This window comes from Lentzea sp. NPDC020367 (genome assembly GCF_044387305.1).
Lineage (GTDB): Bacteria > Actinomycetota > Actinomycetes > Mycobacteriales > Pseudonocardiaceae > Lentzea.
The window spans coordinates 226,286-253,173 of record NZ_JBIRVV010000011.1 but is presented as its reverse complement, the minus strand read 5'-3'; the positions used below and the strand labels follow the sequence as shown (position 1 = coordinate 253,173).

Here is a 26,888-nt window from a genome sequence, read left to right as displayed (position 1 = left end):
GATCACTACGAGTGTCCGGTCGAGTGCGGGACGTGACGAAATGACCTGGTGGTTACCCGTGCGTGTATGTGTGGGTTGATGAAGTTTGTATGATCAAAATTGGACTGTTCGGCGGATTCGTGCTGGTTGTGGCCCTGGTTAATCTGCGTCAGTCCACTTCAGGTGGCACGGGGGTTCTTCGGGGTGGGTGCTTGCTGCGGTTGAACGAAAATGGTGCCTGGAATTCGCGGTAGGGCATCGCGTCGTTCAAGTCCGTGTTTCGGAGTGCTCCTCCGTTCGCTGTATCTACGACCTCAGTGTGTGCTCCGTGGTAGCGGGGCGGGTTCTTACTTCGGAGGAGCGGTTTCAGTGGTCGAGGGGGGTGCGCCTGGCGTTCGGCACTCGCTGACCGCGGCGCAGGTGGACATGTGGTTGTCGGCGGAGCTGTCGGGGGACGCTCCGGAGTTCAACCCTGCTCAGTACGTGGTGCTTCGCGGTCCTCTCGACGAGGAACTCCTGCGCGCGAGCGCCCGTGTCGTGGCCGGGGAGACCGATGCCTATCGGCTGTACTTCGGCGAGCACTCGGACGGTGCGCCATGGCAGGCATTCGCGGATGAACTGCCCGCCGACGTCATGCCGGTGGTGGATCTCCGCGGGCAGAACGATCCGGCGGCCGCGGCGCGGGCGTGGATGCACGCCGACGGCGCCCGGCCGATCGACCACCGGACGGCACCGCTCTGGCGGTGGACGCTGCTGCACCTCGCCGACGGCGAGAACTGGTGGTACCACCGGGCGCACCACCTGATCTCGGACATCTTCTCGTTCAACCTGCTCACGCAACGCGTGGCCGAGGTGTACTCCGGCGAGCACCGGCCGCGTTACTTCGGTGCCTGGGCCGATGTCGTGGCCGGGGACCAGGCGTACCGGCGGTCCGCAGACCGGGCCGCCGACGAGCGGTACTGGCTGGACTCGGTCGCGGACGTGATCGGTGACCGCCAGGACGAACGCCGCCCCGAACGGCAGCGGCCCTCACGGCGGCGCACGGTCGCGGTCGACGAGGCCCTGCGTGGCGCCGTTCTCGCGCGCTGCGCCGAACTGGGTCTGCGCGTCCCGCACTTCCTCGTGTCGGCGTTCGCCGCCTACCAGCGGCAGCTGACCGACCGCGACGACGTGGTGTTCAGCCTCCCCACGGCTTCCCGCCGCAGCCCGCTGACCCGCGCGACCCCTGGGCTGCTGGCCGGCGTCGCACCCGTGGTCCTGCATCTGCCGGACGGCATGACGATTCGGCGGCTCGCCGACGCGACCACCGCGCGGCTGGCCGAGATCACCGCCCACTCCCGGTACCGCGGCGAGGACCTGGCCCGGCAGCTCGGGGTCACCGGCACCGGCGCCTGGTTCGGTCCCACGCTCAACGTGGTCGACTTCAACCGGCCGCGCTCTTTCGGTGCCGCCGTGCACGCCGAGGCGCCTCGCAACCTGGCGGTCGGTCCCATCCGCGACCTGACCGTCACGACCTACGGCTGGTCACGTGGTGACCAGGCTTGGCTGGACGTCGACGTCGAGGACGGCGTGGCCGCCGACGCCGAACTGGCCCTGCACGAGGAACGGTTCCTGGACGTGCTCGACCGGCTCGCGCGCGGGCCGGTGGACAGTGCGGTTTATTCGTCCACTGTGGACCTGCGCCGCACCGGGCAGTGGGGAGCGGGGGTCGCTGCGGACCGCACCCCGAGCGTTCTCGACCTCATCGCGGGCCACGTCGCGGCACGGCCTGAGCAGCGTGCGGTCGTGTGCGGCGAAGACCAGATCTCCTTCGGCGAGCTCGGAGAACGGTCCGGCGCGCTCGCCGCCCGGCTCCAGCAGGCCGGAGTGACTGTGGCATCACCGGTTGCCGTGCTGGTGCCGCGCGGGCTTGAGCTGGCGGTGGCGTTCCACGGCGTGCTGCGTTCCGGTGGCGTGTACGTGCCGGTCAATCCGGGGCTTCCTGCTGAACGGCTGGCGTTCTTGCTTGCTGATGCCGGTGCGGTCGCCGCGGTCACGACGTCGGCCCTGGCTGGGGAGCTGACCGGGTTCGCCGGCGCCGTGCTGGTGCTGGACGACCTGTCTCCGGCTGATGCCTTGTCGGTGCCGATCGATCCCAGTGCGCTGGCGTACGTGGCTTACACGTCCGGTTCGACGGGGCGGCCCAAGGGTGTGGCGGTCACGCACGCCGCGTTGTCGTCGTACGTGGCCGGCTGGCGCCACGCGCTCGAACCGCTGGGCGGGCCCGGCACCGTTCTGTCGATGTCGGGTCCTGGGTTCGACGTCTCCATCGGCGACATGACGCGGGCGCTGGCGTTCGGTCAGACCGTGGTGTTCCTGCCGCACGACGAGGTCGTGTCCGTCGAGTCCCTGCACCGCACGTTGCTCGACCACGAGGTCGAGGTCGCCGAGATCGTGCCCGGCATGCTCCTGCGCGACCTCGCAGCCCACTGCCGGGAGGCGGGGCCGGTCGAGTCGCTGCGCCTGGTCATCTCCGGCACCGACATGTGGACGTACGACGCACTCGTGTCCGCCGTCGCGGACGTGGCGCCCAATGCCCTGCCGGGCAACGTGTTCGGTGTGACCGAGGCCGCGATCGACTCGATCTTCCACCCCGTGACGGCCCGGCCGGAGCACGAGGGCGAGATCGTCCCGGTCGGCGGGCCACTGGCCGGTGTCGACGCCTTCGTCGTGGACGGCCTGCTGCGGCCGGTGCCCGTCGGCGTCGAGGGCGAGTTGCTGGTCGGCGGCGCCGGTCTGGCGCAGGGTTACGTGGGGCGCCCGGATCTGACCGCGGAGCGGTTCCTGCCCGACGTGTTCGGCGGGTCCGGTGGACGGTTGTACCGCACCGGTGACCGGGCGCGGTGGCGTGCCGACGGAGTGCTGGAGTTCCTCGGCCGGGTCGACGAGCAGGTGAAGATCCGCGGCTATCGGGTCGAGCCGGGTGAGGTCGAGGTCGTCATCGGCGATCACCCCGGTGTGCGTGATGTCGTTGTGGTGGCAAGGGATGGCGGTCCGTACGGCGGTAAGCGTCTGGTCGCCTACGTGGTGGCCGAGGACGCCAGCGGTCTGGAGCTGCGCTCGTGGTTGCGGGAGCGGGTGCCGGATTACCTGGTGCCGTCGGTGTTCGTGGCCCTGGACAGGCTGCCGCTGACGCCGAACGGCAAGGTCGACCGCCGGGGTCTGCCCGACCCCGAACCCGAGACGACCGAGGCCTACGAGGCGCCGCGAACGTCCGTTGAGGACACTCTGGCGGCCGTGTGGTCGCAGGTGCTGGGCGTCGACCGCGTCGGTGTGCACGACAACTTCTTCGAACTGGGCGGCGACTCGATCCTGAGCCTGCAGATCGTGGCACGTGCCCGTGCCGCCGGTCTGGGGCTCGGCGTCGCCGAGGTGCTGTCCCACCAGACGGTCGCCGAACTGGCGGCCGTCGTGCGCGACACCCCTGTGGTGACGCTGGCGGAGCAGGGCGTGGTCACCGGACCGGTGCCACTGACGCCGATCCAGCACTGGTTCCTGGCGCAGGACGTCAAGGACCGGGATCACTGGAACTGGTCGGGCGTGTTCGAACTGGCGCCCGGCACCGACCCGGATCGACTGAGCCGGGCACTCGATGCCGTGGTGGCGCAGCACGATGCGCTGCGGATCCGGTTCACGCCGGAGAGCCAGTACAACGCGCCGGTCAGCGGCAGTTTCCTGCGTGTCGTCCAAGGTGATGTGGTCGCGGAGATGACCGCGGCGCAGAAGTCGTTGCGCCTGGCCGATGGACCGCTTATGGCGGCGGTGTTCTTCGATCGCGGTTCGGAGCCCGCGTTGCTGGGGCTCGTCGTTCACCACCTGGTGATGGACGGCGTGTCGTGGAACGTGCTGCTGGAGGATCTCGGCACCGTCTACCGAGGCGGAAAGCTGGGGCCGAAGACCACCTCGTTCCGGCAGTGGGCCGAGCAGCTCCAGACGTTCGATGCCAGCGGCGAACGGGACCACTGGGTCGCGGCGATGTCGGACGTGGTCGCGGTGCCGGTCGACGGCGACGGGCCCAACGACGAACCATCCGCCCGGATTCACACGACGTTGCTGGACGCCGGGACGACCGCCGCGTTGCTGGGCGACGCGCACAAGGCGTATCGCACGCAGGGCAACGATCTGCTGCTGGCGGCCCTGGTGCGCACGCTGGGCCCGTGGGCGGGCACTGACGAGCTCACCATCGACCTGGAGAGCCACGGTCGCGAGGGGATCGCCGACGGGATGGACCTGTCGCGCACGGTCGGCTGGTTCACGTCGATCTTCCCGGTGCGGCTGAGCCGGCACGAGGATCTCGGCGAGACGGTGAAGGCCGTCAAGGAACAGCTGCGCGCTGTGCCGCGCCGCGGTGTGGGTTATGGCGCTTTGCGTTGGCTGCAAGGCGAGCTGGCCGACGCGCCGGAACGGCCGGTGCTGTTCAACTACCTGGGATCGGCCGCGGGCACCGGGGATCTGCTGCGCCGTGAGCTGCCCGCGACCTTGCGAGGCGCCGCGAACGCCGGGCGTGGCACCCGGTCCCACGTGCTGAACCTCGAGGTGACGCGCACCGCCGACGGGCAGCTTCAGGTCGAGTGGCACTACAGCGCCGGCCTGCACGAGGCGGCGACGGTCGAGCGGTTGGCCTCGGCGTACCAGCGGGAACTGGAGGTGCTGGTCGCGCACTGCCGGTCCGGGGTCTCCGGTGTCACGCCGTCGGACTTCCCGCTGGCGTCGTTGGCACAACACGAGATCGATCGGCTGGCGACGCGGTTCCCGGGGCTGGTGGACGTGTACCGGTTGGCGCCGGTGCAGTCGGGCATGCTGTTCGGGGTCGTGGGCGCGCCGGTCGAGGAGGACGGGCTCTATTGGGGCCAAGGGATCTACGAGCTCACCGGCACCGTGGACGCCGACCGGCTGGCCGGCGCGTGGCGTTCGGTCGTCGCCCGGCAGGCGGCGTTGCGCAGTGGGTTCGTGTGGGAGGGCGTCAGCGAACCGGTGCAGGTCGTGCTGGCCGATGTCGACGTTCCGTTGGAACTGCGGGACTTCTCCGGGCTGGACTCGGACACCCAGCACGTCCGGCTGCGTGAGTTGCTGGCCGAGGATCGGGCGCTGGGCTTCGATCTGGCCGCGCCGCCGCTGACGCGCCTGTACCTCGTCGATCGCGGTCTGGGGCAGTACTGGCTCGTCTGGGGGCTGTACCAGGGGTTGTGCGACGGGTGGAGTCTGCCGGTCGTCCTGGACGAGGTGCTGGGCGCCTACGACGGCTCACCGCTTGCTCCGGTGCGGTCGTACCGGGAGTTCATCTCGTGGCTGGACCGGCGTGATCCGGACGAGTCCGAAGCGTTCTGGCGGTCCTGTTTGGACGGTTTCGAGGCGCCGACGCCGTTGCCGGTGGATCGCTTGGCGACCAACCACTACGCGCAGGACCGGCGGCGGACCGCACTGACCGCGGACGTCACGGCCAAGATCGTCGACCTGGCTCGTAGCGAGCGCGTGACCTTGTCCGCGGTGGTGCAGGCGGCGTGGGCGAAGGTGCTGTCGGCGACCTCGGGTGAGGACGACGTGGTCTTCGGCCTCACGGTGTCGGGCCGCCCGCCCGAGCTGGCCGGTGTCGAGTCGACCGTGGGCCTGTTCATCAACACGTTGCCGGTGCGGGTCGTGGTGCCTTCGGACGTGCCGTTCACGTCGTGGCTGCGCGAGTTGCGGGACAACCAGGGTGCCCTGCAACGGTTCGAGTACACGCCGCTGGTCGACGCGCAGCGCTGGTCGTCCGTGCCGGGCGGCCGTGCGTTGTTCGACAGCATCGTCGTGCTGCGCAACTATCCCGGCGGCCAGACGCGCGTGGCCGACTTCGAGTTGTCGCCGTTGCTCGACTCGGTGGAGCAGGGCAACTACCCGCTCACCTTCGCGGTCGACGTGGACACCACGCTCAAGATCGAGGCCGAGTTCTCCACCGCCGCGTTCGACGCCGCGACCGTCGAACGCGTCCTCGACCAACTGATGGTCGTGCTCACGGCCGTGGCGGAGCGGCCTGACCTGGCCGTGCGGGACGTCCCGTTGCAGCGTCCGGAGCAGGCCGCCGAGTTGGTGGCGTGGGGAGAGACTCCCGAGCCCGCCACCGAACGGCCGGTGCCGGACCTGATCGACGACTGGGCCCGCATCTCGCCCGAGGTCGCCGTGGTGTGCGGTGCGGAGAGCCTGACGTTCTCCGACCTGGGTTTCCGGGCCGAAGCGCTGGCCGGTCGGCTCCAGGACGCCGGGGTGACGGTCGGTTCGAAGGTCGCCGTGCTGGTGCCACGGGGGATCGAGCTGGCGGTCGCCTTTCAGGGCGTGCTGCGCAGCGGTGGCGTGTACGTGCCGATCAACCTCGGGCTTCCCGCCGAACGGCTGGCGTTCCTGCTGGCCGACGTCGGCGCTACGGTGGCGGTCACAACTTCGGCCCTGGCCGGTGAGCTGGCCGGGTTCGCCCAGGTGCTGCTGCTGGACGACGGGTCTCCCGGTTTCGGTGCGTTGCCCGTGCGGATCGACCCCGATGCGTTGGCGTACGTGGCTTACACGTCCGGTTCGACGGGACGGCCCAAGGGTGTGGCGGTGACGCACGCCGCGTTGTCGTCGTACGTGGCGGGATGGCGGGAAGGGCTCGCCGACCTGGGCGGTCCGGGCACGGTGCTGTCGATGTCCGGTCCTGGGTTCGACGTCTCGATCGGGGACATGACGCGGGCGCTGGCGTTCGGCCGGACGTTGGTGTTCCTGCCGCACGACACGCACGTGACGGTGGAGTCGTTGCACGAGACCTTGGTGGATCACGAGGTCGAGGTCGCGGAGATCGTGCCGGGCATGCTGTTGCGCGACCTGGCCGCGCACTGCCGGGAGGCCGGGCCGGTCAAGTCGCTGCGGCTGGTGATCTCCGGTACGGACATGTGGACGCACGACGCGTTGACGACAGCCGTGGCCGAGGTGGCGCCGAACGCGGTGCCGGGCAACGTGTTCGGTGTGACCGAGGCGGCGATCGACTCGATCTTCCACCCGGTCGGTGAGGATCATCCTGCCGCCGTCGTGCCGATCGGTACGCCGCTGGCCGGGGCTCGGGCCGTCGTGGTCGATTCCACGATGCGGCCGGTGCCGGTGGGTGTTCCCGGTGAGCTGCTGGTCGGTGGTTCCGGTGTGGCCCAGGGATATGTGGGCCGGCCGGATCTGACGGCGGAGCGGTTCGTTCCGGATGTGTTCGGCTCGGCTGGTGGCCGGTTGTACCGGACCGGTGACCGGGCTCGGTGGCGTGCCGACGGAACCATCGAGTTCCTCGGCCGGGTGGACGAGCAGGTGAAGATCCGTGGTTATCGGGTCGAGCCGGGCGAGGTCGAAGTCGTCATCGGTGATCACCCTGACGTGCGTGATGTCGTGGTGGTGGCTCGTGATGGCGGTCCGCACGGAGGTAAGCGCCTTGTCGCGTATGTCGTCGCGGAGGGTGAGTTCAGCGGGTCGGTTCTGCGGTCGTGGTTGCGGGAGCGGGTGCCGGATTACCTGGTCCCGTCGGTGTTCGTGGCCCTGGAACGGTTGCCGCTGACGCCGAACGGGAAGGTCGATCGGCGAGGTCTGCCCGACCCCGAGCCCGAGACTCTCGCCGAGACGTATGTCGCGCCCCGGACCGCTGTCGAGGAAACTCTGGCGGCCGTGTGGAGTGGTGTGCTGGGCGTCGAACGTGTTGGTGTGCATGACAACTTCTTCGAGCTGGGTGGCGACTCGATTCTGAGTCTGCAGATCGTGGCTCGTGTTCGCGCGACTGGGTTGGGTGTCGACGTGGCGGACGTGTTCGCCCACCAGACGGTCGCCGAACTCGCTCTCGCCGTGCGTGAGACGCCTGTGGTCTCGTTGGCGGAGCAGGGAGTGGTTACCGGACCGGTTCCGCTGACGCCGATCCAGCACTGGTTCCTGGCGCAGGACATCCCAGATCGCGATCACTGGAACTGGTCGGGCATGTTCGAACTGGCTCCCGGCACCGATCCTGCCCGGTTGGAGCAGGCGCTCGACGTCCTCGTCGCGCACCACGACGCGCTGCGGATCCGGTTCGGTGCCGACCAGCACAACGCTCCCGTCGGCGGCGGTGGGTTCCTGCGTGTCGTTGCCGGGGACGAGAACGTTGTTGCGGAGATGATCGCAGCGCAGAAGTCGTTGCGGTTGGCCGATGGTCCGCTTCTGGCGGCAGTGTTCTTCGATCGCGGGTCGGAACCTGCGTGGTTCGGTTTGACCGTGCATCACCTGGTGATGGACGGCGTGTCGTGGAACGTGTTGCTGGAGGACCTCGACACCGCGTACCGCTCGGAAGCCTTGGAGCCCAAGACGACCTCGTTCCAGCAGTGGGCCGAACACCTGCTGGAGCTGGAGGCCGGCGGGGAACGGGACCACTGGGCCGCGGCGACGTCGGACGTGGTCGCGCTGCCGGTCGACGGCGACGGCCCGAACACCGAGGCGTCCGGTGCCGTGGTGAGCACCTGGCTGGACGCCGACACCACCGCCGCGCTGTTCGGCGAGGCGCACAAGGCGTATCGGACGCAGGCCAACGACCTGCTGCTCGCCGCACTGGCGAACGTGCTGGGAGAGTGGGCGGGCACCGATCACGTCACGGTCGACCTGGAGAGCCACGGTCGGGAAGACCTGGACCTGTCCCGCACGGTCGGCTGGTTCACGTCGATCTTCCCGGTGCGGCTCAGCCGGTACGCGGACGTCGGTGCGACCGTGAAGGTGGTCAAGGAGCAGCTGCGTGCGGTGCCGCGCCGTGGTGTGGGTTACGGCGCTTTGCGCTGGTTGCAGGGTGAGTTGGCCGATGCTGTGGATCGGCCGGTGTTGTTCAACTACCTGGGCGCGTTCGACGCCGTCGACTCCGTCGGGCTGATCTGCCGAGAGCTTCCCGCCGAACTGGCCGGCCCGATGCAGGGGCCTGGCGGGACGCGGGCCTACCCGCTGCAGGTGGAGGTCGTCCGCGCGGACGACGGCCGGTTGCGGATCGACTGGCTGCACAGCACGAACCTGCACGACTCGAGCACCGTGGAGCGGGTCGCTGCCCGGTACGTCGAGGCGTTGCGCGTGTTGGTGGCGCACTGCCAGTCCGGGGTTTCCGGAGTCACGCCGTCGGACTTCCCGTTGGCTTCGTTGACGCAGAACGAGTTCGACGGACTGGCCGGGCGTTATCCGCTGACGGACGTGTACCGGTTGTCGCCGGTGCAGTCGGGCATGTTGTTCGGTGTGGTCGGCTCTCCTGTCGACGGCCTCTACTGGGGGCAGAGCGTCTACGACCTGGCCGGTCCGGTCGATGCCGAGCGATTGGCGCAGGCGTGGCGTTCGGTGGTCGGCCGGCATGCCGCTCTGCGCAGCGGGTTCGTGTGGGAGGGTGTCAGCGAACCGGTGCAGGTCGTGCTGGCCGATGTCGACGTTCCGTTGGAACTGCGCGACTTCTCCGGGTTGGATCTAGACGCTCAACACGTCCGGCTGCGTGAGTTGTTGGCCGAGGATCGGGCGTTGGGCTTCGATCTGGCTGCTCCGCCGTTGATGCGGTTGTACCTGGTGGATCGCGGCGAGGGCCGGTTGTGGCTGGTCTGGGGGCTGTACCAGGGTTTGTGCGACGGGTGGAGTCTGCCCGTCGTCATGGACGAGGTGCTCGCGGCGTACGACGGTGCGTCGCTCGCTCCGGTGCGGTCCTACCGCGAGTTCATCGCGTGGCTCGACGGACGCGATCCGGACGAGTCCGAGGGGTTCTGGCGGAAGAACCTGGACGGGTTCGAGGCGCCGACGCCGTTGCCGGTGGATCGGTTGGCGGCCAGCCACTACGCGCAGGACCGCCGCAAGACCGTGCTGGACGAGGGCGTCACCACCAAGCTGGTGGAGCTGGCACGGCGTGAGCGCGTGACGTTGTCGACGGTCGTGCAGGCGGCGTGGGCCAAAGTCCTGTCCGCGTCGTCCGGTGAGGACGACGTGCTGTTCGGCCTGACCGTCTCCGGACGTCCGGGTGAGCTGGCCGGCGTGGAGTCGATCGTCGGGTTGTTCATCAACACGCTGCCGGTGCGGACCGTGGTGCCTTCGGACGTGCCGTTCACGTCGTGGCTGCGCGAGCTTCGGGACAACCAGGTCGCGCTGCAACGCTTCGAGTACACGCCGTTGGTGGACGTGCAGCGCTGGTCGGCGGTGCCGGGTGGTCGCGCGCTGTTCGACTCGATCGTCGTGTTCGGCAACTACCCCCACCGGGAACTGCCGGACGACCTGTCCGCTGTCCCCGACGGCTACGCCAGCGTCGACTCGGTGGAGCAGGGCAACTACCCGCTGACCTTCGCGGTCGACCTGGAACGCACGTTGCGGGTCGAGGCGGAGTTCTCGACGGCCGCTTTCGACGCTGTGACGGTGGAACGGATCCTCGACCAGTTGGTGGTCGTGCTCACGGCCGTTGCGGAACGGCCGGAGCTGGTGGTCGCGGACGTGCCGTTGCAGCGCCCGTCGCAGGCCGCGGAGTTGGTGGCGTGGGGCGAGACCCCAATCCCGGTCGCCGAGGCGCCCGTGCCCGAGCTGATCGCCGGGTGGGCCTCGGATGAGGTCGCGGTGGTCTGCGGTTCGGAGAGCTTGACGTTCGCCGAGCTGAGCACGCGGGCCGATGCGTTGGCCGCTCGGCTTCAGCAGGCCGGTGTTGCGGTGGAGTCGCCGGTCGCCGTGCTGGTGCCGCGCGGGCTTGAGTTGGCTGTTGCGTTCCACGGCGTGTTGCGTTCTGGTGGCGTGTACGTGCCGGTGAATCCTGGGCTTCCTGCTGAACGGCTGGCGTTCCTGCTGGCTGATGCAGGTGTGGTGGCACTGGTCACCACGTCGGCTCTGGTGGGGGAGTTGGCCGGCTTCGGCGGGGAAGTGCTGCTGGTGGACGGTGCGGCCGCAGACTCCGACTGGTCACCCACCCCGATTGATCCCTCCGCACTGGCGTACATCGCCTACACCTCCGGCTCGACCGGCCGTCCCAAGGGGGTGGCCGTCACCCATGCCGCTCTTTCCTCCTACGTGGCGGGGTGGCGCGATGGCCTGGCCGCGTTGGGCGGGCCTGGTCCGGTGTTGTCGATGTCCGGTCCTGGATTCGACGTGTCCATTGGGGACATGACGCGTGCCTTGGCGTTCGGTCAGCGGGTGGTGTTCCTGCCGCACGACGAGCACGTGTCGGTGGAGTCGCTGCACGCGACGCTGCTGGAGCACCGCATCGAGGTCGCCGAGATCGTGCCGGGCATGCTCCTGCGTGACCTGGCGGCGTACTGCCGGACCGCAGGTGCGGTGGAGAGCCTGCGTCTGGTGATCTCGGGTACGGACATGTGGACGCATGACGCGTTGACGAGCGCGGTTGCCGAGGTGGCGCCGAACGCGGTGCCGGGCAACGTGTTCGGTGTGACCGAGGCGGCCATCGACTCGATCTTCCACGCCGTCACGGAGGACCATCCTGCCGCGGTCGTGCCGATCGGTACTCCGCTGGCCGGCGCTCGCGCGGTCGTGGTCGACTCCGCGCTGAGGCCGGTTCCCGTCGGGGTTCCCGGCGAACTGCTGGTCGGCGGTGCCGGTGTCGCGCGTGGCTACCTGGGACGTCCTGACCTCACGGCCGCGCGGTTCGTGCCCGACGTGTTCGGCGCCGGAGGCCGGTTGTACCGGACCGGTGACCGGGCTCGGTGGCGTGCGGACGGGACAATCGAGTTCCTCGGCCGCGTGGACGAGCAGGTGAAGATCCGTGGCTATCGGGTCGAGCCGGGCGAGGTCGAGGTTGTTATCGGTGACCATCCCGGCGTGCGTGATGTCGTTGTGGTGGCTCGCGATGGCGGGCCGCACGGCGGTAAGCGCCTGGTCGCCTACGTGGTGGCTGAGGACGCCAGCGGTCTGGAGCTGCGCTCGTGGTTGCGGGAGCGGGTGCCGGACTACTTGGTGCCGTCGGTGTTCGTGTCGCTGGACCGGCTGCCGCTGACGCCGAACGGGAAGGTCGATCGGCGTGGCCTGCCCGACCCGGAACCTGAGGTGACGGGGGAGGCTTATGTCGCGCCGCGGACCGCCGTCGAGGAGACGCTTGCCGCGGTGTGGAGTGGCGTGCTGGGCGTCGAACGTGTTGGCGTGTACGACAACTTCTTCGAGCTCGGTGGCGACTCGATCTTGAGTTTGCAGATCGTGGCCCGTGTTCGTGCGGCTGGTCTGGGTGTCGAGGTGGCGGACGTGTTCGCGCACCAGACGGTCGCCGCGCTGGCGGGCGTCGTGCGTGACACACCTGCGGTGACCCTGGCCGAACAGGGTGTGGTCACCGGACCGGTTCCGCTGACGCCGATCCAGCACTGGTTCCTGGCGCAGGACATCCCGAACCGCGACCACTGGAACTGGTCGGGCATCTTCGAACTGGCTCCCGGAACGGATCCCGTCCGGCTTGGCCGGGCGCTCGATGCCGTTGTCTCCCATCACGACGCGTTGCGGATCCGGTTCGGCGCCGACCAGTACAACGCGCCGGTCGGCGGTGGCGGGCTCCTGCGAGTCGTCCAAGGAGACGTGGTCGCGGAGATGACCGCGGCCCAGAAGTCGTTGCGGCTGGCGGACGGACCGCTCCTCGCCGCCGTGTTCTTCGATCGCGGGTCGGAGCCCGCGTGGTTCGGGTTGACCGTGCATCACCTGGTGATGGACGGCGTGTCGTGGAACGTGTTGCTGGAAGACCTCGACACGGTTTATCGCGGCGGCAAGCTCGGGCCGAAGACGACCTCGTTCCAGCAGTGGGCCGAGGTCCTGCAGGACCTGGACGCACGGGCCGAGCGGGAGATCTGGCAGGCCCAGACCGCTGACGTCGTGGAACTGCCCCAAGACCGCCAGGGCCTCAACACCGAGGCGTCGGCCGGCGTCGTGCGGACGTGGCTGGATGCCGGCACCACCGCGGCGTTGCTGAGCGACGCCCACCGCGCCTACCGCACCCAGGGCAACGACCTGCTGCTGACCGCTCTCGCCCAGGCGTTGGGGGAGTGGGCGGGCACCGACCACGTGACGGTGGATCTGGAGAGCCACGGCCGTGAGGCGGTGGCGGACGGCGTGGACCTGTCGCGCACCGTCGGGTACTTCACGTCGATCTTCCCGGTCCGCCTCACGCACGAGAGCACTCCGGCGGCTGCGATCAAGGCCGTGAAGGAGGAGCTGCGTGCGGTGCCGCGCCGCGGTGTCGGCTACGGCGCTTTGCGTTGGTTGCAGGGCGAGTTGTCTGATGCCGTGGATCGGCCGGTGTTGTTCAACTACCTCGGTGCGTTCGACGCCGTCGACTCGGTCGGGCTGATCCGCCGGGAACTTCCCGCCGACCTGGCCGGTCCGAGCGAGGGACCGGGCGGGACGCGGTCGCACGTCCTGCAGATCGAGGCCCAGCAGGACGAGGACGGACGCCTGCAGTTCGAGTGGCACTTCAGCCACAACCTGCACGACACCGCCACCGTTGAACGGGTTGCGGCTCGGTACGTCGAGGCGTTGCGCGCGTTGGTCGAGCATTGCCGTTCTGGGGCTGCGGGCTTCACGCCGTCGGACTTCCCGTTGGCGTCGCTGGCTCAGCCCGAGATCGATCGGCTGGCCGAGCGGTATCCGCTGGTGGACGTGCACCGGTTGGCACCCGTGCAGTCGGGCATGTTGTTCGGTGTCGCGGGTTCTCCCGTCGACGGCCTCTACTGGGGCCAAGGGGTCTACGACCTGACCGGTCCGCTGGACTTCGCGCGTCTCGCCGATGCCTGGCGGTCGGTGATCGCTCGGCATGCGGCGTTGCGCAGCGGGTTCGTGTGGGAGGGCGTCGGCGAACCGGTGCAGGTCGTGCTCGCGGATGTCGACGTTCCGTTGGACCTGCGCGACTGGTCTTGTCTCGAGGACGTTGAACAGCAGGAACGACTGCGTGAGCTGCTGGCCGAGGATCGGGCGCTGGGCTTCGATCTGGCCGCTCCGCCGTTGATGCGGTTGTACGTGGTGGATCGCGGCGAGGGCCGGTTGTGGCTGGTCTGGGGGCTGTACCAGGGTTTGTGCGACGGGTGGAGTCTGCCCGTCGTGATGGACGAGGTGTCCGCCGTTTACCAGGGCAAGTCGCTTGAGCCAGTGCGGTCCTACCGGGACTTCATCGCGTGGCTGGGCCGGCGTGACTCGGCCGAGTCCGAAGGGTTCTGGCGCACCTACCTGAGCGGTTTTGAGGCTCCTACGGCACTTCCGGTCGATCGGCTGGCCGCGAGCCACTACGACCAGGACCGGCGGCGCACGCACCTGGACGAGACCGTCACCGCCAGGCTCGTCGAGTTGGCCCGCCGCGAGCGCGTGACGTTGTCGACGGTCGTGCAGGCGGCGTGGGCGTTGCTGCTGTCGACGTACTCGGGTGACGAAGACGTGGTCTTCGGCTTGACCGTGTCGGGTCGTCCGGCTGATCTGGCCGGGGTCGAGTCGATGGTCGGGTTGTTCATCAACACCCTGCCGGTGCGGGCCGTCGTGCCGACGGACACGCCGTTCTGCGCGTGGCTGCCCGAACTGCAGGACAATCAGGTTGCGCTGCAACGCTTCGAGTACACGCCGCTGGTAAACGTGCAGCGGTGGTCCGCCGTACCGCACGGCCGGGCGTTGTTCGACTCCATCGTGGTGTTCGGCAACTACCCGCAGGAGGAACTGCCGGAAGACCTGGGCGGGGTGCAGGCCGCGGACTCGGTGGAGCAGGGCAACTACCCGCTGACCTTCGCCGTGGACCTGGAGCGCACGTTGCGGGTCGAGGCGGAGTTCTCGACGGCCGCTTTCGACGCTGTGACGGTCGAACGGATCCTCGACCAGCTCACGGTGGTGCTGACCGCGGTGGCGGAACGGCCTGAGCTGGCTGTGCGGGACGTGCCGGTGCAGCGTCCCGAGCGGGCGGCGGAGTTGGTGGCGTGGGGCGCTACCCCCGTGCCTGCCGCCGAACGGCCGGTGCCTGAGCTGATCGCCGGATGGGCCTCGGATGAGGTCGCGGTGGTGTGCGGGGATGAGCAGCTGACGTTCGCCGAGCTGGGTGCTCGGGCGGATGGTCTGGCTGCTCGGCTTCAGCGGGCCGGTGTGGCGGTCGGTTCGTCGGTTGCCGTGCTCGTGCCGCGTGGGCTCGAGCTGGCGGTGGCGTTCCAGGGTGTGATGCGTTCTGGTGGCGTGTACGTGCCGGTCAATCCTGGGCTTCCTGCTGAACGGCTGGCGTTCTTGCTGGCTGATGCCGGGGTGGTGGCGGTGGTCACGACTTCGGCTTTGGCGGGGGAGCTGGCCGGGTTCGGCGGGGACGTGCTGCTGGTGGACGACGTGTCCGCTAACGCCAGCTTGCCGCCCACCCCGATCTCCCCGTCCTCGCTGGCGTACATCGCGTACACGTCGGGTTCGACCGGCCGCCCGAAGGGTGTGGCCGTCACCCATGCCGCTCTCTCGTCCTACGTCGCTGGTTGGCGTGACGGGCTGGCGGAATTGGGCGGGCCCGGCACCGTTCTGTCGATGTCCGGCCCCGGTTTCGACGTGTCCATCGGGGACATGACGCGTGCCTTGGCGTTCGGCCAGCGGGTGGTGTTCCTGCCGCACGACGAGCACGTGACCGTGGAGTCGTTGCACCGCACGTTGCTCGACCACGAGGTCGAGGTCGCGGAGATCGTGCCCGGCATGTTGTTGCGCGACTTGGCCGCGTACAGCCGGATTGCCGGCCCCGTGGAGAGCCTGCGTCTGGTGATTTCGGGTACGGACATGTGGACGCACGACGCGTTGACGAGCGCCGTTGCGGAAGTGGCGCCGAATGCGGTTCCGGGCAACGTGTTCGGTGTGACCGAGGCGGCCATCGACTCGATCTTCCACGCCGTGACCGACGATCATCCGGCGGCGGTCGTGCCGATCGGTACTCCTTTGGCCGGCGCACAGGCGTTCGTGGTGGATGGCTCGTTGCGGCCGGTTCCGGTGGGTGTGCCCGGTGAGCTGCTGGTGGGTGGTTCCGGTGTGGCCCAGGGGTATGTGGGCCGGCCGGATCTGACCGCGGAGCGGTTCGTTCCCGACGTGTTCACCGGCTCCGGCGATCGTCTGTACCGGACGGGTGACCGGGCTCGGTGGCGTGCGGACGGGACGATCGAGTTCCTGGGACGTGTGGACGAGCAGGTCAAGATCCGTGGCTATCGGGTCGAGCCTGGCGAGGTCGAAGTTGTCATCGGCGATCACCCCGGTGTGCGCGATGTGGTTGTGGTGGCACGGGATGGTGGACCGCACGGCGGTAAGCGGCTTGTCGCTTATGTCGTGGCCGAGGACGCGAGTGGTCTGGAGCTGCGCTCGTGGTTGCGCGAGCGGGTGCCGGATTACCTGGTGCCGTCGGTGTTCGTGTCGCTGGATCGGTTGCCGCTGACGCCGAACGGCAAGGTCGACCGGCGAGGTCTGCCCGACCCCGAACCCGAGACGGCCGAGGCTTACATCGCGCCTCGTACTGCTGCGGAAGAGGTCCTGGCGGCTGTCTGGTCGCAGGTGCTGGGTGCGGAACGCGTTGGTGTGCATGACAACTTCTTCGAGCTGGGTGGCGACTCGATTCTGAGTCTGCAGATCGTGGCTCGCGTTCGGGCGGCTGGGTTGGGCGTGGACGTGGCGGACGTGTTCGCCCACCAGACCATTGCCGAGCTGGCTCTTGCGGTGCGTGACGCTCCTGCGGTGACGTTGGCCGAACAAGGTGTGGTCACCGGTCCGGTGCCGTTCACACCGATTCAGCGGTGGTTCCTGGCGCAGGACATCCCTAACCGCGACCACTGGAACTGGTCGGGCGTGTTCGAACTGGCCCCCGGCACCGATCCCGAACGCCTCAGCAAGGCACTCGATGCCGTTGTGGCGCACCACGACGCGTTGCGCATCCGGTTCACGCCGGAGAGCCAGTACAACGCGCCGGTCGATGGCGGCGGGTTCCTGCGGGTTGTCCAAGGGGACGTGGTCGCGGAGATGACCGCGGCGCAGAAGTCGTTGCGGCTGGCGGATGGTCCGCTTCTGGCGGCCGTGTTCTTCGATCGGGGTTCTGAGCCTGCTTGGCTTGGTTTGACCGTGCATCACCTGGTGATGGACGGCGTGTCGTGGAACGTGCTGCTGGAGGACCTCGACACGGTCTATCGAGGTGGAGAGCTCGCGCCGAAGACGACGTCGTTCCAGCAGTGGGCGTTGCAGCCGCAGGACGATGACGGCGAACGCGGCCACTGGATCGCGGCGACCGCGGACGTGGTCGAGCTTCCTGCTGACGGGGACGGCCCGAACAGCGCTGCGTCCGAGGCGATCGTGCAGTCGTGGCTGGATGCCGAGACGACCGCGTCGTTGCTGGGTGAGGTGCACAAGGCGTATCGCACGCAGGGCCACGACCTGCTGCTGACCGCTCTCGCCCAGACGCTGGGCGAGTGGGCCGGCACCGGCCACGTCACGGTCGACCTGGAGAGCCACGGTCGTGAGGGCGCGGATCTGTCACGCACGGTCGGGTGGTTCACGTCGATCTTCCCGGTGCGACTGAGCCACCACACCGATCCGGGTGCGGCGATCAAGTCGGTGAAGGAAGAGCTGCGGGCGGTGCCGCGTCTCGGTGTCGGCTACGGCGCTTTGCGGTGGCTGAAGGGCGATCTGGCCGAGGCGCGGCCCAGGCCGGTGTTGTTCAACTACCTCGGCGCGCACGACACGAACGACTCCACCGGCCTGATCCGCCGGGAGTTGGACGGCGACCTGGCCGGGCCGATCGAGGGCGAGGGCGGGACCCGGTCGCACCTGTTGCAGCTCGAGGTGCAGCAGACCGCTGACGGGCGGTTGTCGATCGAGTGGTTCCACTCGACCAACCGGCATGACACCGCCACCGTCGAACGGGTCGCGGCTCGGTACGTCGAGGCGTTGCGCGCCTTGGTGGCGCATTGCCGTTCCGGCGTCTCGGGCTTCACGCCGTCGGACTTCCCTCTGGCGTCGCTGGCACAGGGCGAGATCGACGGGCTCGCGGGGCGTTATCCGCTGACGGACGTGTACCGGTTGGCACCGGTGCAGTCGGGCATGTTGTTCGGCGTCGTGGGCTCTCCTGTCGACGGCCTCTACTGGGCGCAGAGCGTCTACGACCTGGCCGGTCCGATCGACGCGGAGCGGTTCGCGGCGGCGTGGCGTCAGGTGGTCGTCCGGCACGCGTCTCTGCGCAGCGGGTTCGTGTGGGAAGGCGTGGCCGAGCCGGTGCAGGTCGTGCTCGGCGACGTCGAGGTGCCGTTGACGGCCCACGACTGGTCGGGTCTCGACGATGCCGCGCAACAGGTGCGGTTGCAGGAGTTGCTGGCGGACGATCGCGCGCTCGGCTTCGATCTTGCGCGGCCGCCGTTGATGCGTCTGCGCCTCGTCGATCGGGGCGATGGGCGGAACTGGCTGGTCTGGGGCCTGTACCAGGGTTTGTGCGACGGGTGGAGTCTGCCCGTCGTGATGGACGAGGTGTCCGCCGCCTACCAGGGCAGCGCCCTCGAACCCACCAGGCCCTACCGGGACTTCATCGCGTGGCTGGACGGACGTGACCCGGCCGAGCCGGAAGCGTTCTGGCGCAACTACCTGGAGGGGTTCGAGGCGCCGACGCCGCTGCCCGCCGACCGGTTGGCCGCGAGCCACTACGACCAGGACCGCCGCCGCACGCACCTCGACGACGACGTGACGGCCGAGTTGGTGGCACTGGCCCGGCGCGAGCGCGTCACGTTGTCGACGGTCGTGCAGGCCGCGTGGGCCAAGGTTTTGGCGGACACGTCCGGCGAGGACGACGTGGTGTTCGGTCTGACCGTGTCGGGTCGTCCGGCTGATCTGGCCGGGGTCGAGTCGATGGTCGGGCTGTTCATCAACACGCTGCCGGTGCGGGCCACCGTGCTCGCGGACGTGCCGTTCACCTCGTGGTTGCACGATCTGAGGGACAACCAGGTCGCGGTGCAACGCTTCGAGTGGACGCCGCTGGTGGACGTGCAGCGGTGGTCTGCCGTGCCGCACGGCCGGGCGTTGTTCGACAGCATCGTGGTGTTCGGCAACTATCCCCAGGAGGAGTTGCCGGAAGACCTCGGTGGCCTGCAGGCCGTCGACTCGGTCGAGCAGGGCAACTACCCGCTCACCTTCGCGGTCGACCTGGAGGCGACGCTCAAGATCGAGGCGGAGTTCTCCACAGCCGCTTTCGACGCTGCGACGGTCGAACGAATCCTCGACCAGCTCGCGGTCGTGCTGACGGCGATCGCGCGACGGCCGGACCTGCTCGTCCGGGACGTCCCGCTGCACCGCCCGGCCCAGGCCGCCGAGGTCGTCGGATGGGGCACCACGGTCTCGCCTGCGGTCGAACGGCCGGTGCCGGACCTGATCGCCGGATGGGCCTCCTCCGAGGTTGCGGTGATCTGTGGCGACGAACGGCTGACGTTCGCCGAACTGAGCACTCGGGCCGACGCCCTCGCTGCTCGGCTTCACCAGGCCGGGGTGGCAGCGGGGTCGTCGGTCGCTGTGCTGGTGCCGCGTGGGCTTGAGTTGGCGGTTGCCTTCCAGGGTGTGTTGCGCAGTGGTGGCGTGTACGTGCCGGTCAACCTTGGGCTTCCTGCTGAACGGCTGGCGTTCCTGCTGGCTGATGCCGGGGTGGCGGCGGTGGTCACGACGTCGGCTTTGGTGGAGGAGCTGGCCGGGTTCGACGGGGAAGTACTGCTGGTGGATGGGGTAGCCGCGAACGCCGGCTCGCCGCCCGTCCTGATCTCCTCGTCCTCGCTGGCGTACATCGCGTACACCTCGGGTTCGACGGGCCGGCCCAAGGGTGTGGCCGTCACCCATGCCGCCCTTTCCTCTTACGTCGCTGGCTGGCGTGACGGGCTGGCTGAGTTGGGCGGTCCAGGCACGGTCTTGTCGATGTCGGGTCCGGGTTTCGACGTGTCCATTGGGGACATGACGCGGGCGTTGGCGTTCGGTCAGACGGTGGTGTTCCTGCCGCACGACGAGCACGTGTCTGTCGAGTCGCTGCATCACACGCTGCGCACGCATGACGTGGCGATCGCGGAGATCGTGCCGGGCATGCTGCTGCGTGATCTGGCGGCGCACTGCCGCACTGCCGGGCCGATCGAGAGCCTGCGTCTGGTGATCTCCGGTACGGACATGTGGACGCACGACGCGTTGACGACGGCGGTGGCTGAGGTTGCGCCGAACGCCGTTCCAGGCAACGTGTTCGGGGTGACCGAGGCGGCGATCGACTCGATCTTCCACCCGGTGGGCGAGGACCATCCTGCCGCCGTGGTCCCGATCGGTACTCCGCTTGCGGGCGCGCAGGCGTTCGTGGTGGATGGCTCGTTGCGGCCGGTGCCGGTGGGAGTGCCGGGCGAGTTGCTGGTCGGTGGTTCCGGTGTGGCCCAGGGGTATGTGGGCCGGCCCGACCTGACCGCGGAACGGTTCGTGCCGGACGTGTTCGGCGCGAGCGGTGGCCGGCTCTACCGCACGGGTGACCGGGCTCGGTGGCGTGCGGACGGGACGATCGAGTTCCTCGGCCGGGTGGACGAGCAGGTGAAGATCCGTGGTTATCGGGTCGAGCCGGGCGAGGTCGAGGTCGTCATCGGTGACCACCCCGGTGTGCGTGATGTGGTTGTGGTGGCGCGTGATGGCGGTCCGCACGGGGGCAAGCGTCTGGTCGCCTACGTGGTGGCCGAGGACGCCAGTGGTCTGGAGCTGCGTTCTTGGTTGCGGGAGCGGGTGCCGGACTACCTGGTGCCGTCGGTGTTCGTATCACTGGATCGGTTGCCGCTGACACCGAACGGCAAGGTCGACCGGCGAGGACTGCCCGATCCCGAGCCCGAGCAGGGCAAGGCCTATGCGGCACCGACGACCGCTGTAGAGGAGACCCTCGCCGCGGTGTGGAGTGGCGTGCTGGGTCTGGAACGCGTTGGCGTGCACGACAACTTCTTCGAACTCGGTGGCGACTCGATCCTGAGTCTGCAGATCGTGGCCCGGGCCCGCGCCGCCGGACTCGGCATCGACGTGGCCGACGTGTTCGCCCATCAGTCGGTGGCCGAGCTGGCACCGGTCGTGCGCAGCGCCCCGGAGGCGCCCCTTGCCGAGCAGGGTGTGGTCACCGGACCGGTGCCGTTCACACCGATCCAGCACTGGTTCCTGGCGCAGGACATCCCTGATCGCGACCACTGGAACTGGTCGGGCATGTTCGAACTGGCCCCCGGCACCGACCCGGATCGGCTGAGCCGGGCGCTCGACGCCCTTGTCTCCCACCACGACGCACTGCGCATCCGGTTCACGCCGGAGAGCCAGTACAACGCGCCGGTCGCCGGCGGGTTCCTGCGCGTCGCCCAAGGGGACGTGGTGGCGGAGATGACCGCGGCGCAGAAGTCGTTGCGGCTGGCGAATGGACCGCTACTTGCTGCGGTGTTCTTCGATCGCGGGTCGGAGCCCGCGTGGTTCGGGTTGACCGTGCATCACCTGGTGATGGACGGCGTGTCGTGGAACGTGCTGCTCGAAGACCTGGACACCGCCTACAACGGCGGCAAGCTCGGGCCGAAGACGACCTCGTTCCAGCAGTGGGCGTTGCAGCTGCAGGAAGATGACGCCAGCGGCGAACGCGAGCACTGGGTTGCGGCGACCGCGGACGTCGTGACGCTCCCGGCCGATGGCAGCGGTCCGAACACGGACACGTCCGAGGCGATCGTGCAGTCGTGGCTGGACGCCGACACGACCGCGACCCTGCTCGGCGACGCGCACAAGGCATATCGCACGCAAGGCAACGACCTGCTGCTGGCGGCCCTGGCCCAGGCGCTGGGGGAGTGGGCCGGCAGCGATCACGTCACCGTGGACCTGGAGAGCCACGGGCGTGAGGGTGCGGACTTGTCGCGCACGGTCGGGTGGTTCACGTCGATCTTCCCGGTGCGACTGACCACCGAGCGCGACCCGGCGAAGGCGATCAAGTCGGTCAAGGAACAGCTGCGGGCGGTGCCGCGTCGTGGCGTCGGCTACGGCGTGTTGCGCTGGCTGCGGAACGAACTGACCGAAGCACCGGCCAGGCCGGTGTTGTTCAACTACCTCGGGGCGCACGACGCAAGCGACGACGCAGGACTGATCCGCCGCGAACTGGACGGCGACCTGGCCGGGCCGACCGAAGGCGAAGGTGGAACCCGCTCGCACCTGTTGCAGCTCGAGGTGCAGCAGACCGCTGACGGGCGGCTGTCCATCGAGTGGTTCCACTCGACCAACCGCCACGACACGGCGACTGTCGAACGGGTCGCGGCCCGGTACGTCGAGGCGTTGCGCGACCTGGTCGAGCACTGCCGGTCCGCGGCAGGTGGGTTCACGCCGTCGGACTTCCCGCTGGCCACCCTCACCCAGGCCGAGGTCGACGGGCTGACGAGGACTCGTCCGTCCCTTGTGGACGTCTACCGGCTGGCTCCGGTGCAGTCGGGCATGTTGTTCGGTGTCGTCGGCGCCCCGGAAGAAGGCGACGGGCTGTACTGGGGTCAGGGCGTCTACGACCTGGCCGGTCCGATCGACGCCGGACGGCTGGCCGAGGCGTGGCGTCAGGTGATCAGCCGGCACGCCGCGCTCCGCAGCGGGTTCGTGTGGGAGGGCGTCAGCGAACCCGTGCAGATCGTGCTGGCCGACGTCGAGGTGCCGTTGATCACCCACGACTGGTCGGAGCTGGACGAGGCCGCGCAACAGGAACGGCTCCAACGCCTCTTGTCCGACGACCGTGCGCTCGGGTTCGACCTGGCGCGGCCGCCACTCACACGCCTGTACCTGGTCGACCGGGGTGACGGGCGGAACTGGCTGGTCTGGGGCCTGTACCAGGGTTTGTGCGACGGGTGGAGCCTGCCCGTCGTGATGGACGAGGTGTCCGCCGCCTACCAGCGGCAGGCGTTGGCGCCGGTGCGTCCGTACCGCGACTACATCGCCTGGCTCGGCCGGCGTGAGCCCGCTGCCACCGAAGGGTTCTGGCGCACCTACCTGGACGGGTTCGAGGCGCCCACGGCGTTGCCGGTGGACCGCCTGGCCGCGAGCCACTACGCCCAGGACCGGCGGCGCACGGACCTCACCGAGGACGTCACCGCGAGGCTCGTGGAACTGGCCCGGCGCGAGCGCGTCACGTTGTCGACGGTCGTGCAGGCCGCGTGGGCCAAGGTGCTCTCCGCGAGTTCGGGTGAGGACGACGTGGTGTTCGGCCTGACCGTGTCCGGCCGTCCGGCTGATCTGGCCGGGGTCGAGTCGATGGTCGGGTTGTTCATCAACACGCTGCCGGTGCGCGCCGCGATCCCCGGCAGGACGCCGTTCGCCACGTGGTTGCACGAGCTGCGGGACAACCAGGTCGCGCTGCAACGGTTCGAGTTCACGCCGTTGGTCGACGTGCAGCGGTGGTCCGCCGTGCCGCACGGCCGCGGGTTGTTCGACAGCATCGTGGTGTTCGGCAACTACCCGCAGGAGGAGGCACCCGCCGACGCCGGCGAGGACTGGGCCGACGCCGTCGAGTCCGTCGAGCAGGGCAACTACCCGCTCACCTTCGCGGTCGACCTGGAGGCCACGCTCAAGATCGAGGCCGAGTTCTCCACGGCGGCGTTCGACGCCGCCACGGTCGAACGCGTTCTCGACCAACTGGTCGTCGTCCTCACCGCCGTCGCCCACGAGCCGGAACTGCCCGTCGCCGAGCTGCCGTTGCAGCGTCCGGAGCAGGCCGCCGCGCTCGTGGCACAGGGCGAGACCTCCGTGCCGGTCGCCGAACTGCCGGTGCCCGAGCTGATCCACGGCTGGACGCTCACCGATGCCGTGGCCGCGAAGTGCGGCGACGAACGCCTGACGTTCGCGGAACTGGGTGCGCGGGCGGACGCGTTGGCTGCCCGGCTCCAACAGGTCGGCGTGGTGGTGGAGTCTCCGGTCGCGGTGCTGGTGCCGCGCGGGATCGATCTCGCGGTGGCGTTCCAGGGTGTGTTGCGCAGCGGCGGCGTGTACGTGCCGGTCAACCCCGGCTTGCCCGCCGAACGTCTCGCGTTCCTGCTCGACGACGTCGGTGCGGTCGCCGCGGTCACGACCACGGAGCTCGCCGGGGAACTGGCCGGGTTCGCCGGCGAGGTGCTGGTGCTCGACGGTGCCACGGCTACGGTTTCGTTCGATGCCCCGAGCCCTGACGCGCTGGCGTACATCGCTTACACCTCAGGCTCTACCGGGCGACCCAAGGGCGTGGCCGTCACTCACGCCGCTCTCTCGTCCTACGTCGCGGGCTGGCGTGACGGCCTGGCCGAGCTCGGCGGACCGGGCCCGGTGTTGTCGATGTCCGGTCCAGGCTTCGACGTCTCGATCGGCGACATGACCCGTGCGCTGGCGTTCGGGCAGACGGTGGTTTTTCTGCCGCACGACGAGCACGTGTCCGTGGAATCGTTGCACAGCACGCTTTCCGACGATCGCGTGGCGATCGCGGAGATCGTTCCCGGCATGCTCCTGCGTGATCTGGCGGCGCACTGCCGCACCGCCGGGCCGGTCGAGAGCCTGCGTCTGGTGATCTCGGGTACGGACATGTGGACGCACGACGCGCTGACCACCGCAGTTGCCGAGGTGGCACCGAACGCCGTTCCAGGCAACGTGTTCGGGGTGACCGAGGCGGCGATCGACTCGATCTTCCACCCGGTTGGCGACGACCACCCGCAGGCGATCGTGCCCATCGGCACGCCGCTCGCCGGAGCTCGCGCCGTCATCGTCGACGACGCGATGCGCCCGGCACCCGTCGGCGTCCCGGGCGAGTTGCTGGTCGGTGGCCCGGGCGTGGCCCGCGGCTATGTGAATCGGCCCGACCTGACCGCCGAACGGTTCGTGCCCGATGTGTTCGGCGCGACTGGCGGTCGGCTCTACCGCACGGGAGACCGGGCGAGGTGGCGTGCGGACGGCACGATCGAGTTCCTCGGTCGCGTCGACGAGCAGGTCAAGATCCGCGGCTACCGGGTCGAACCGGGTGAGGTGGAGGTCGTCATCGGTGACCACCCTGACGTGCGCGATGTCGTTGTGGTGGCAAGGGATGGCGGTCCGCACGGAGGCAAGCGGCTCGTTGCGTACGTCGTCGCGGAAGGCGAGTTCAGCTCGAAAGACCTGCGGTCCTGGTTGTGCGAGCGAGTGCCGGACTACCTGGTGCCGTCGGTGTTCGTGGCACTCGAAAGACTGCCGCTCACGCCGAACGGCAAGGTCGACCGCAACGGCCTGCCCGACCCCGAGCCGGAGACGACCGCCGAGGTCTTCGAGGCGCCGCGAACGTCCAATGAGGACGTTCTGGCCGAGGTGTGGTCGCAGGTGCTGGGTCTGGACCGCGTCGGCGTGCACGACAACTTCTTCGAACTGGGCGGCGACTCGATCCTGAGCCTGCAGATCGTGGCGCGGGCCCGTGCGGCCGGTCTGGGGGTGGACGTGGCGGACGTGTTCGCCCACCAGACCATCGCCGAGCTCGCACCCGTCGTGCGCGACACCCCGCAGGTCATGCTCGCCGAACAGGGGGTCGTCGCCGGTCCCGTTCCGCTCACGCCGATCCAGCACTGGTTCGTGGAGCAGGACATCCCCGATCGCGACCACTGGAACTGGTCGGGTGTGTTCGAGCTGGCCGCCGGCACCGATCCGGCGAAGCTCGCGCGGGCGCTCGACACCGTGCTCGCCCACCACGACGCCCTGCGGATGAGGTTCCGTCAGGACGGGGACACCTGGGTGCAGGACAACGACGGTGTGCTGGAAGGAGTTCTGCGCGTCGTCACCGCCCAGGACGACGACGAGGTCATCGCGCACATGACGGCGGCGCAGACGTCGTTGAGCCTGGCGGACGGTCCGCTGGTGGCGGCGCTCTACTTCGACCGCGGCGCCGGTCCGGCGTGGCTGGGGCTGACAGCGCACCACTTCGTCATGGACGGCGTGGCGTGGAACGTGCTGCTGGAAGACCTGGACACCGCCTACCGAAACGGATCGCTCGGGCCGAAGACGACCTCGTTCCAGCAATGGGCCGAGGTGCTGCACGCCGACGATCCATCAGCCGAGCGTGATCACTGGGCCGCGCAGACCGAGCGGGTCACCGCGATGCCCGTCGACAGCCGCGGCGCCAACACCGAGGCGTCGGCCGACACCGTGCGCACCTGGCTCGACGCGAAGTCCACCGAGGTGTTGCTGGGCGAGGCCCACAAGGCCTATCGCACGCAGATCAACGACCTGCTGCTCGCCGCCCTGTTCAAGACCCTGGGCGAGTGGGCAGGCAGCGCCGACGTCACGATCGACCTCGAGAGCCACGGCCGTGAGGCGATCGCCGACGGCGTCGACCTGTCCCGCACCGTCGGGTGGTTCACGTCGATCTTCCCGGTGCGCCTGCGGCACAGCCGGCTGTCCGACAGCGGTGAGCTGATCAAGGCGGTCAAGGAACAGCTGCGCACCGTGCCGCGCCGCGGGGTCGGATACGGGATTCTCCGTTATCTGGAACGCGACGAACGAGTGGTCTCGGCATCCGAACGACCCGTGTTGTTCAACTACCTCGGCGCATTCGACGCGGCGGGCGACGACGCGGTCGGGCTGATCCGCCGGGAACTGCCCGCCGATCTCTGCGGACCGACGGAGAACGAACAGGGAAACCGTTCGCATCTGTTGCAGATCGAAGCCGAACAGACATCGGACGGCCGTCTGCTGGTCGAGTGGTATTTCAGCGCCAACGTGCACAGGCCGGCGACCGTCGAACGGCTCGCAGCGCGTTATGTGGACGTGCTGCGGGAGTTGGTGGAGCACTGCCAGTCAGGGGCCGGCGGCGTCACCCCGTCCGACTTCCCGCTGGCCAACATCGATCAGGCGAGTCTCGCCGCCGTGCTCAAGCAGATGGGTGGGTGATCGGCAAGACCTCGGGGGGCATCCAGCGCACTGGTTCGCCGCAATTGGGCCAGTGAATT

At 69.1% G+C, this 26,888-nt stretch carries 1 protein-coding gene; it reads left to right on the top strand.

Annotation, left to right across the window (positions count from 1 at the left end; all coding sequences use genetic code 11):
• Window positions 1-348: 348 nt before the first annotated feature.
• Window positions 349-26,829, top strand: coding sequence for a non-ribosomal peptide synthase/polyketide synthase (locus ACH413_RS35690; RefSeq protein WP_360038627.1), 26,481 nt, complete (start codon window positions 349-351; stop codon window positions 26,827-26,829).
• Window positions 26,830-26,888: the final 59 nt, after the last annotated feature.